Origin of the sequence: Pseudomonas sp. GD03858, assembly GCF_029840925.1 — a bacterium.
GTDB lineage: Bacteria > Pseudomonadota > Gammaproteobacteria > Pseudomonadales > Pseudomonadaceae > Aquipseudomonas.
This window is the reverse complement of the sequence record NZ_JAOCDM010000015.1, coordinates 64,841-72,470: the sequence shown is the minus strand read 5'-3', so window position 1 is coordinate 72,470 and position 7,630 is coordinate 64,841. Positions and strand designations below refer to the sequence as shown.

Below are 7,630 nucleotides of genomic sequence, written 5' to 3'. Positions count from 1 at the left end.
ACAAACAACACCGCCCTACTCTTTGAAAATCGACAGATCCAACGGCCTGATCGCCCCCATCCAGATCGCATGATCGCGGTGATCCGCCAGCTCATCCCCGGTTTCCGGGTGCAGGAACACCACCAGCCCCTTGCGATATAACGCCAGCCACGGCAGCACCACACCGACCACTTCCGGTCCGAAGGCCAGCTGGCAGCTCCAGTCCGGGTGCGGCCCGACCGGCTTCTGGTGCATGCGCCCCATGGTCACGGGGAACAGGCGCGTCGCTTCCTCGCACAGCTCACGGGCCTGCTCCATGGTCGATGCGTCGTAGTACACGTGGGCGTGATAGCCCTTGATCCTTTGCACGGTGGCTCCTGATTGCAGTAATGCGAACACCTGGAAGTCTACGCCATCCGTGTAGGAGCGGCCTTGTGTCGCGAAAGGGCTGCGAAGCAGCCCCGGCAATGTTGCAGGAATGCTGGAATCTGGGGCCGCTTCGCGCCCCGTTCGCGACACAAGGCCGCTCCTACAGGAGGCGCTCCCGCTCCAGCCAATCCACGAACCGCTGGATCAACGCCCCGCGCCGTTTTCGCGGCGGCAGCACCACGTAATACCCGCGTTCCGACCGCAAACTGCCTTCCATAGGCCGACACAACAATCCTTGCTCGACCAGCCCATCGACCAGATGCGCCCAGCCAATCGCCACCCCTTGCCCGGCAATCGCGGCCTGGATCAGCAGCGTGTAGTTATCGAATCGCAACTGCCCGGCCGGAGGCGGGCTGTCCACGCCAAGACCACGAAACACCCCCGCCCAATCGAACCAGCGACTGGCCTGCTCACCCTTCAAATGCAGCAACGGCAATCGTTGCAAAGCCACGGCTGACAAGGGTTTGCCATGAGCCAGCCGTGGGCTGCAGACCGGGAAGACCTCCTCGTCGAACAACCAGCGACTCTCGCCCTGATGGAAGCGCCCATCGCCAAACAGCACCGCCACATCGATGTCCGGGCGCAACATCCCCTGGCTGCGCTCGCCGGTCACCAGGCTCACATCCACCTGTGGATTGGCCTCGTGAAAGCGCTGCAAGCGCGGCATCAGCCAGAACGCGGCGAAGGCGAAGTCGGTAGCCACCTGCAGCACCTCACGCTGCCCGCGGCCACTGGCCTGGGCAACACCCTCGTCCATGGCCTGCAACCCTTGGTGCACCTGCTCGAACAACAGCTGACCCGCTTCGGTCAGCTCGATACCCCGGTAGATGCGGTCGAACAACCGCGTCCCCAGCTGCGCCTCCAGGCGCTTCACCTGCTGGCTCACCGCCGGCTGTGTGGTGCCCAGCTCCACGGCGGCAGCGGTAAAGCCGCGCAGGCGTGCGGCGGCCTCGAAAACCCGCAGCGCGTCGAGTGACAGGTCGGCAAGGTGCTCAAACATAAGCTCGGCTAATCCCAGTCATTGCCCGGCACGGGCTTTACCCACGTTATCCACAGCAGCATGCTGGATTGCAAGCGTTCACCATAACTATCGACGATGGAAGGGCACCATGAAACAACCCAACATCCTGTTCATCATGGCCGACCAGATGGCCGCGCCGCTGTTGCCGATCTACAGCCCGTCGCCGATCAAGATGCCCAACCTCGCGCGCCTCGCCGAGCAGGCCGTGGTGTTCGATTCCGCCTACTGCAACAGCCCGCTGTGCGCGCCTTCGCGCTTCACCCTGGTCAGCGGACAGTTGCCCAGCCGCATCGGCGCCTATGACAACGCCGCCGATTTCCCCGCCGACATACCGACTTACGCCCACTACCTGCGCCGCCTCGGCTACCGCACCGCGCTGTCGGGCAAGATGCACTTCTGCGGCCCGGACCAGCTGCACGGCTACGAGGAGCGCCTGACCAGCGACATCTACCCAGCCGACTATGGCTGGGCGGTAAACTGGGACGCGCCTTACGAGCGCCCGAGCTGGTACCACAACATGTCCTCGGTGCTGCAGGCCGGGCCGTGCGTGCGTACCAACCAGCTGGATTTCGACGAGGAGGTGGTGTTCAAGGCACGCCAGTACCTCTACGACCATGTGCGCGAAGACGATGGCCGGCCCTTCTGCCTGACCGTGTCGATGACCCACCCGCATGACCCGTACACCATCCCCAAACGCTACTGGGATCTCTACGAGGCTGTGGATATCCCGCAGCCCCGCGACATGATCGCCCAGAGCCAGCAAGACCCGCACTCGCAACGCCTGCTCAAGGTCTACGACCTGTGGGACAAGCCCCTGCCTGTGGACAAGATCCGCGACGCCCGCCGCGCCTATTTCGGCGCCTGCAGCTACATCGACGACAACATCGGCCAGCTTCTGCACACCCTGGAAGACTGCGGCCTGGCCGACGACACCCTGATCGTCTTCTCCGGCGACCATGGCGACATGCTTGGCGAGCGCGGGCTCTGGTACAAGATGCACTGGTTCGAGATGTCGGCGCGGGTACCGCTGCTGATCCACGCACCCAAGCACTTCAAACCTGCGCGCATCAGCGCCAGCATTTCCACCTGCGACCTGCTGCCGACGTTGGTCGAACTGGCCGGCGGCGCTGTGGATAAAGACCTGCACCTGGACGGCCGCTCGCTGCTCGGCCATCTGCAAGGGCAGGGCGGTCATGACGAGGTGATCGGCGAATACATGGCCGAAGGCACTGTCGGCCCACTGATGATGATCCGCCGCGGCGCGTACAAGTTCGTGTACAGCGAGGACGACCCCTGTTTACTCTACGACCTGAGCCGCGACCCGCACGAGCGGGAGAACCTCACCGGCAGCCCGGAGCACCAGGCGCTGCTGCAGGCATTTGTCGATGAAGCGAAGCAGCGCTGGGATATCCCCAGCCTGCGCCAACAGGTGCTGGCCAGCCAGCGCCGCCGCCGCCTGGTGGCCGAGGCACTGTCCATCGGCACGCTGAAAAGCTGGGACCACCAACCCCTGGTGGATGCCAGCCAACAGTACATGCGCAACCACATCGATCTCGACGACCTCGAGCGCAAGGCACGTTATCCACAGCCCGCACCCCTGGATTGAGAAGAGAGGCCGCCATGCAGAAGTTCTCCATCGCCGTGCTCGCCCTGGCCCTGAGCCTGGGCACGGCCCACGCCGCCGACGGCGACGCGCAATGCAGCACCGTGAAACTGGCCGACCCCGGCTGGAGCGATATCGCCAGCACCAACGCCGTGGCCCGCCTGCTCCTGGAAAGCCTGGGCTACCAGGTGAAGATCGACAGCCTGGCCGTGCCGATCATCTACGGCGGCCTGAAGGATGGCCGGGTGGATGCCTTCCTTGGCAACTGGATGCCGGCGCACCAAGGCTTCCATGACAAGTTCATCGCCAATGGCGATGTGCAGCAGCTGGCGCGCAACCTGGAGGGCACCGAATTCACCCTGGCGGTGCCCGACTATGTGTGGGAGGCCGGCGTGAAGGACTTCGCCGACCTGCACAAGCACGCCGACAAGTTCGACAAGAAGCTCTACGGCATCGGCTCCGGCGCGCCGGCCAACCTATCGCTGAAGGAGATCATCGACAAGAACGACTTCGCGCTCGGGCAGTGGAAGCTGGTCGAATCCAGCGAGCAGGCGATGCTGGCCCAGGTGGACCGGGCGGTGAAGAAGCAGCAGTTCATCACCTTCCTGGGCTGGACCCCGCATCCGATGAACGTGAAGTTGAAGATGCATTACCTGACGGGTGGGGAGCAGTGGTTCGGCAGCAAAGGTGATGTGTACACGCTGACCCGCAAGGGATATCCACAGGCGTGCCCGAATGCGGCGAAGCTGCTGGGCAACCTGACGTTCACGCTGGACATGGAGAACAGCATCATGGCCGAGGTTGTGGATAAGAAGGTGAGCTTTGACGAGGCGGCCAGGGGTTGGGTGAAGGCTCATCCACAGGTGTTGGATGCCTGGCTCGCAGGGGTGACCACCAAAGCTGGCGGGGATGCAGCAGAAACGGTCAAAGCCAAACTCTGATTTTTGTCTGTTAGGCTGCTGGGGCCGCTTTGCGGCCCTTTCGCGACACAAGGCCGCTCCTACAGGAGTTCGCGCTTTTCTGTAGGAGCGGCCTTGTGTCGCGAAACGAGGGCAACGCCCTCGCCTGCGATACTGAACAGGAATGACGCATGCCTCGTCTCCACCACCTGCTGCCCTTCCTCACCTGGCTCCCCCGCCAGTCAGGCCGCAGTCTGCGCCAGGACCTGCTGGTGGGCCTGAGCGGCGCCATCCTCGCCCTGCCGCAATCCATCGCCTACGCGCTGATCGCCGGCCTGCCCGCCGAATACGGCTTGTACGCCGCCATCGTGCCGGTGCTGGTGGCCTGCCTGTGGGGCTCGTCCTGGCACCTGATCTGCGGCCCCACCGCCGCCATTTCCATCGTCCTGTATGCCAGCATCAGCCCGCTGGCCGTGGCTGGCAGCGACGACTACGTGACCCTGGTGCTGCTGTTGACCTTTCTCGGCGGCATCTTCCAACTCTTGCTGGGGCTGCTGCGCTTCGGCGCGCTGGTCAACTTCGTCTCCCATTCGGTGGTGCTGGGCTTCACCCTCGGTGCCGCCGTCGTCATCGCCCTGGGGCAATTGCCCAACCTGCTGGGCCTGGACTTGCCTAGCCAGGCCACGGCTCTGAAGACCGTGCAGGAACTCGCTGGGCACGTTGGCGAGGTGGACATGCCATCGCTGGTCCTGGGACTGAGCACCCTGGCGATTGGCGTGCTGTTGAAGCTGTGGCGCCCACGCTGGCCAAGCCTGTTGATAAGTCTGCTGCTGGTGAGCCTGGCGGCCTGGCTGTTGCCCGGCGTGTTCGGCCATGTGCCGCGCGTGCCCGCTTTCGTCGGGCAGTTGCCACCGCTCAGCCCACTGCCGTTACTCGATGTGGAACTGATCCTGCGCCTGCTACCCAGTGCCGTGGCTGTCGGCATGCTCGGGCTGGTCACCAGCCTGTCCATCGCCCGTTCCCTGTCCGCACGTTCCGAGCAACTGATCGACGCCAACCAGGAGATCCGTGCCCAGGGTCTGTCGAACATCGTGGGGGCATTGTTCTCCGGCTACCTGTCCTCCGGCTCCTTTACCCGCTCCGGGCTCAGCTACGACGCAGGCGCCCGCTCGCCGTTGGCCGGGGTGTTCTCGGCGCTGTGGGTGGCACTGTTCGCGGTCACTGGCGCCGGGCTGATCGCTCATCTGCCGATCCCGGCGATGGCGGGCAGCATCCTGCTGATCTGCTGGGGGTTGGTGGACCATCGCGGCATCCGTGCGCTGTTCCGGGTCAGTCGTTCGGAGTTTCTGGTCATGGCACTGACCGCTACCGCGACGCTGCTGCTGGAGCTGCAGACGGCAATCTACGCCGGGGTGCTGGCATCGCTGTTCTTCTACCTCAAGCGCACCTCGAGGCCGCGAGTGCAGCAGAGCCGGGAAGGGGAGGCGGACGTATTGCGGGTGGGCGGGTCGATCTTCTTCGGCGCGGCGCATTACCTGCAAGTGCGCTTGCAGCGCTGCCAGGGACCGCATGTGGTGATCGATGCGCGGCAGGTGAACTTTATCGACTACTCGGGTGTGGATATGTTGCACCGCGAGGCGCGGCGGTTGATGCGTAATGGCGGGAGCCTGACGTTGCAGCGGGCAAGGCCGCAGGTCATCGAGGAACTACAGAAGTTAGAGGGGGTTGAAGGATGTCCGGTCAAATTCCAGGAATGAGTTTCAGATCCTGGGGGCTGCTGCGCAGCCCTTTCGCGACACAAGGCCGCTCCTACAGGAAATCGCGGCCCCTTGTAGGAGCGGCCTTGTGTCGCGAAAGGGCCGCATAGCGGCCCCGGCAATCTCAAGCCCGAGCGAGTTGTCGGCGCAGCTCATCCAAGACCGGCCCAGTCTCCGGCCGCACCCCACGCCAGATGAAGAACGCCTCGGCCGCCTGCTCGGCCAGCATCCCCAGCCCATCCAGCACCTTGGCCGCCCCCAGCTTGCTCGCCCACTGGCAGAAAGGCGTCAGCTCCTTGCCATACATCATGTCGTAGCACACGGTGCGCCCCGCCTCGACCAGGCTGTCGGCAATCGGCGGCAGTTCGCCAGACAAGCTCGCAGAAGTCGCGTTGATGATCACGTCCACCGGCTCCTGCAACCAACTGAAACCACTGGCCACCACCGGCCCCAGCTCGTCGAACTCCCGTGCCAGCTGCTCGGCTTTCTCGACGGTGCGGTTGGCGATCACCAGCGACTGTGGCTTGTGCGCCAGGATCGGCTCCAGCACACCCCGAACAGCACCGCCGGCGCCAAGGATAAGGATGCGCTTGCCAGCCAAGGTCACCCCGGCGTTCACCGTCAGGTCACGCACCAGCCCGGCGCCGTCGGTGTTGTCACCCTGCAGGGTGCCGTCGGCTAGCTTGGTCAAGGTGTTCACCGCGCCGGCACGCTGGGCGCGCGGGGTGAGGCTGTCGCACAGGCGATAGGCCTCTTCCTTGAACGGCACGGTAACGTTGGCGCCGCTGCCTTGCTTGAAGAAGCCCGTGGCGCAGTCGCTGAACTCGTCCAGTGGCGCCAGCAGGGTGGCGTACTCCAGGTCCTGGCCGGTCTGGTCGGCGAACAGGCGGTGGATCAGCGGCGACTTGCTGTGGCCGATGGGGTTGCCGAATACGACGTACTGGTCCATGGGAGCTCCTCGGTTATCCACAGGCTTACTGGGCGAGCCAGTCGCGGTCCTGCAGGAAGTAGTCGGTCAGGCGCGCTTCCTCGCTGCCAGGCTCCGCCTTCCAATCGTAACCCCAGCGCACCTGCGGCGGCAGCGACATCAGGATCGACTCGGTGCGACCACCGGACTGCAAACCGAACAGCGTGCCACGGTCGTAGACCAGGTTGAACTCGACGTAGCGGCCACGGCGGTATTCCTGGAATTCACGCTGCTTGGCGGTGTACGGCGTGTCCTTGCGCCGCTGGATGATCGGCAGGTAGGCGTCGACGTAGGCGTCGCCGATGGCACGCATGAAGGCGAAGCAGGTGTCGAAGTCCCACTCGTTCAGGTCGTCGAAGAACAGGCCACCAATGCCGCGCGGCTCGCCACGGTGCTTGAGGTGGAAGTAGCGGTCGCACCAGGCTTTGTAGCGTGGGTAGACGTCCGCACCAAACGGCGCGCAGGCCTGCTCGGCGACGCGGTGCCAGTGTACGCAGTCTTCTTCGTTGCCGTAGTACGGGGTCAGGTCGAAGCCGCCGCCGAACCACCATACCGCCTCTTCACCTTCCTTCTCGGCGATGAAAAAGCGCACGTTGGCGTGGGAAGTCGGCACATGCGGGTTGTGCGGGTGGATCACCAGCGACACACCCAGGGCCTCGAAGCCACGTCCCGCCAGCTCCGGCCGGTGGGCACTGGCCGACGGCGGCAGGCCGGCGCCGAACACGTGGGAGAAGTTCACCCCGCCTTTCTCGATCACCTTGCCCTCGCCGATCACCCGCGTGCGACCGCCACCACCGGCATCGCGCACCCAGGCATCCTCGACGAAACGGGCGCCGCCGTCTTCGGTTTCGAGGGCAGAGCAGATGCGGTCTTGCAGGTCGAGCAGGTAGGCTTTTACGGCCTCGGTGCGGCTGGTCATCGGGTCACCTGGAAAGAGCGGGAAAATTCGCCGCGTAGCATACCACCGGCAAACAC

At 64.5% G+C, this 7,630-nt stretch carries 7 protein-coding genes; 3 read left to right on the top strand and 4 right to left on the bottom strand.

All coding sequences use genetic code 11. The features are described from left to right. Positions 1-15: 15 nt before the first annotated feature. Complete coding sequence (locus tag N5D48_RS06845; RefSeq protein ID WP_186652805.1) at positions 16-348, bottom strand: DOPA 4,5-dioxygenase family protein; 333 nt, start codon at positions 346-348, stop codon at positions 16-18. A gap of 160 nt (positions 349-508) precedes the next feature. After that, positions 509-1,408, bottom strand: a complete 900-nt coding sequence (locus N5D48_RS06840; protein WP_279882497.1) for a LysR family transcriptional regulator — start codon at positions 1,406-1,408, stop codon at positions 509-511. Between the two features lie 109 nt (positions 1,409-1,517). Between N5D48_RS06840 and betC the strand changes: the two genes are divergently transcribed. The 3 genes from betC to N5D48_RS06825 all read left to right on the top strand — a co-directional run bounded on the left by betC (position 1,518) and on the right by N5D48_RS06825 (position 5,688). After that, positions 1,518-3,035: a choline-sulfatase gene (gene betC, locus N5D48_RS06835; RefSeq protein WP_279882495.1), complete on the top strand. Its 1,518-nt coding sequence runs from the start codon at positions 1,518-1,520 to the stop codon at positions 3,033-3,035. 14 nt (positions 3,036-3,049) lie between these two features. Then, positions 3,050-3,973, top strand: a complete 924-nt coding sequence (gene choX, locus N5D48_RS06830; RefSeq protein WP_279882493.1) for a choline ABC transporter substrate-binding protein — start codon at positions 3,050-3,052, stop codon at positions 3,971-3,973. Positions 3,974-4,122: 149 nt separating this feature from the next. Beyond that, positions 4,123-5,688 carry a SulP family inorganic anion transporter gene (locus N5D48_RS06825; RefSeq protein WP_279882491.1) on the top strand — a complete coding sequence of 522 codons (1,566 nt, stop codon included), beginning with the start codon at positions 4,123-4,125 and terminating at the stop codon, positions 5,686-5,688. A 124-nt stretch (positions 5,689-5,812) separates the two neighbouring features. Here the strand turns inward: N5D48_RS06825 and aroE are convergent, their stop codons facing one another. Then, the gene (aroE, locus tag N5D48_RS06820) at positions 5,813-6,637 is read right to left on the bottom strand and encodes a shikimate dehydrogenase (RefSeq protein WP_279882489.1); all 825 of its coding nucleotides are present in this window, start codon (positions 6,635-6,637) and stop codon (positions 5,813-5,815) included. Between the two features lie 25 nt (positions 6,638-6,662). After that, entirely contained in the window at positions 6,663-7,574 is a 912-nt protein-coding gene (hemF, locus tag N5D48_RS06815) for an oxygen-dependent coproporphyrinogen oxidase (protein WP_011531485.1), read from the bottom strand. Between the last annotated feature and the right edge of the window lie 56 nt (positions 7,575-7,630).

What these genes read in the sequence shown, in the direction of transcription:
- N5D48_RS06840 (WP_279882497.1), bottom strand. Translation starts at nt 1,408, where the DNA reads ATGTTTGAGCACCTTGCCGACCTGTCACTCGACGCGCTGCGGGTTTTC.
- betC (WP_279882495.1), top strand. Translation starts at nt 1,518, where the DNA reads ATGAAACAACCCAACATCCTGTTCATCATGGCCGACCAGATGGCCGCG.
- choX (WP_279882493.1), top strand. Translation starts at nt 3,050, where the DNA reads ATGCAGAAGTTCTCCATCGCCGTGCTCGCCCTGGCCCTGAGCCTGGGC.
- N5D48_RS06825 (WP_279882491.1), top strand. Translation starts at nt 4,123, where the DNA reads ATGCCTCGTCTCCACCACCTGCTGCCCTTCCTCACCTGGCTCCCCCGC.
- aroE (WP_279882489.1), bottom strand. Translation starts at nt 6,637, where the DNA reads ATGGACCAGTACGTCGTATTCGGCAACCCCATCGGCCACAGCAAGTCG.
- hemF (WP_011531485.1), bottom strand. Translation starts at nt 7,574, where the DNA reads ATGACCAGCCGCACCGAGGCCGTAAAAGCCTACCTGCTCGACCTGCAA.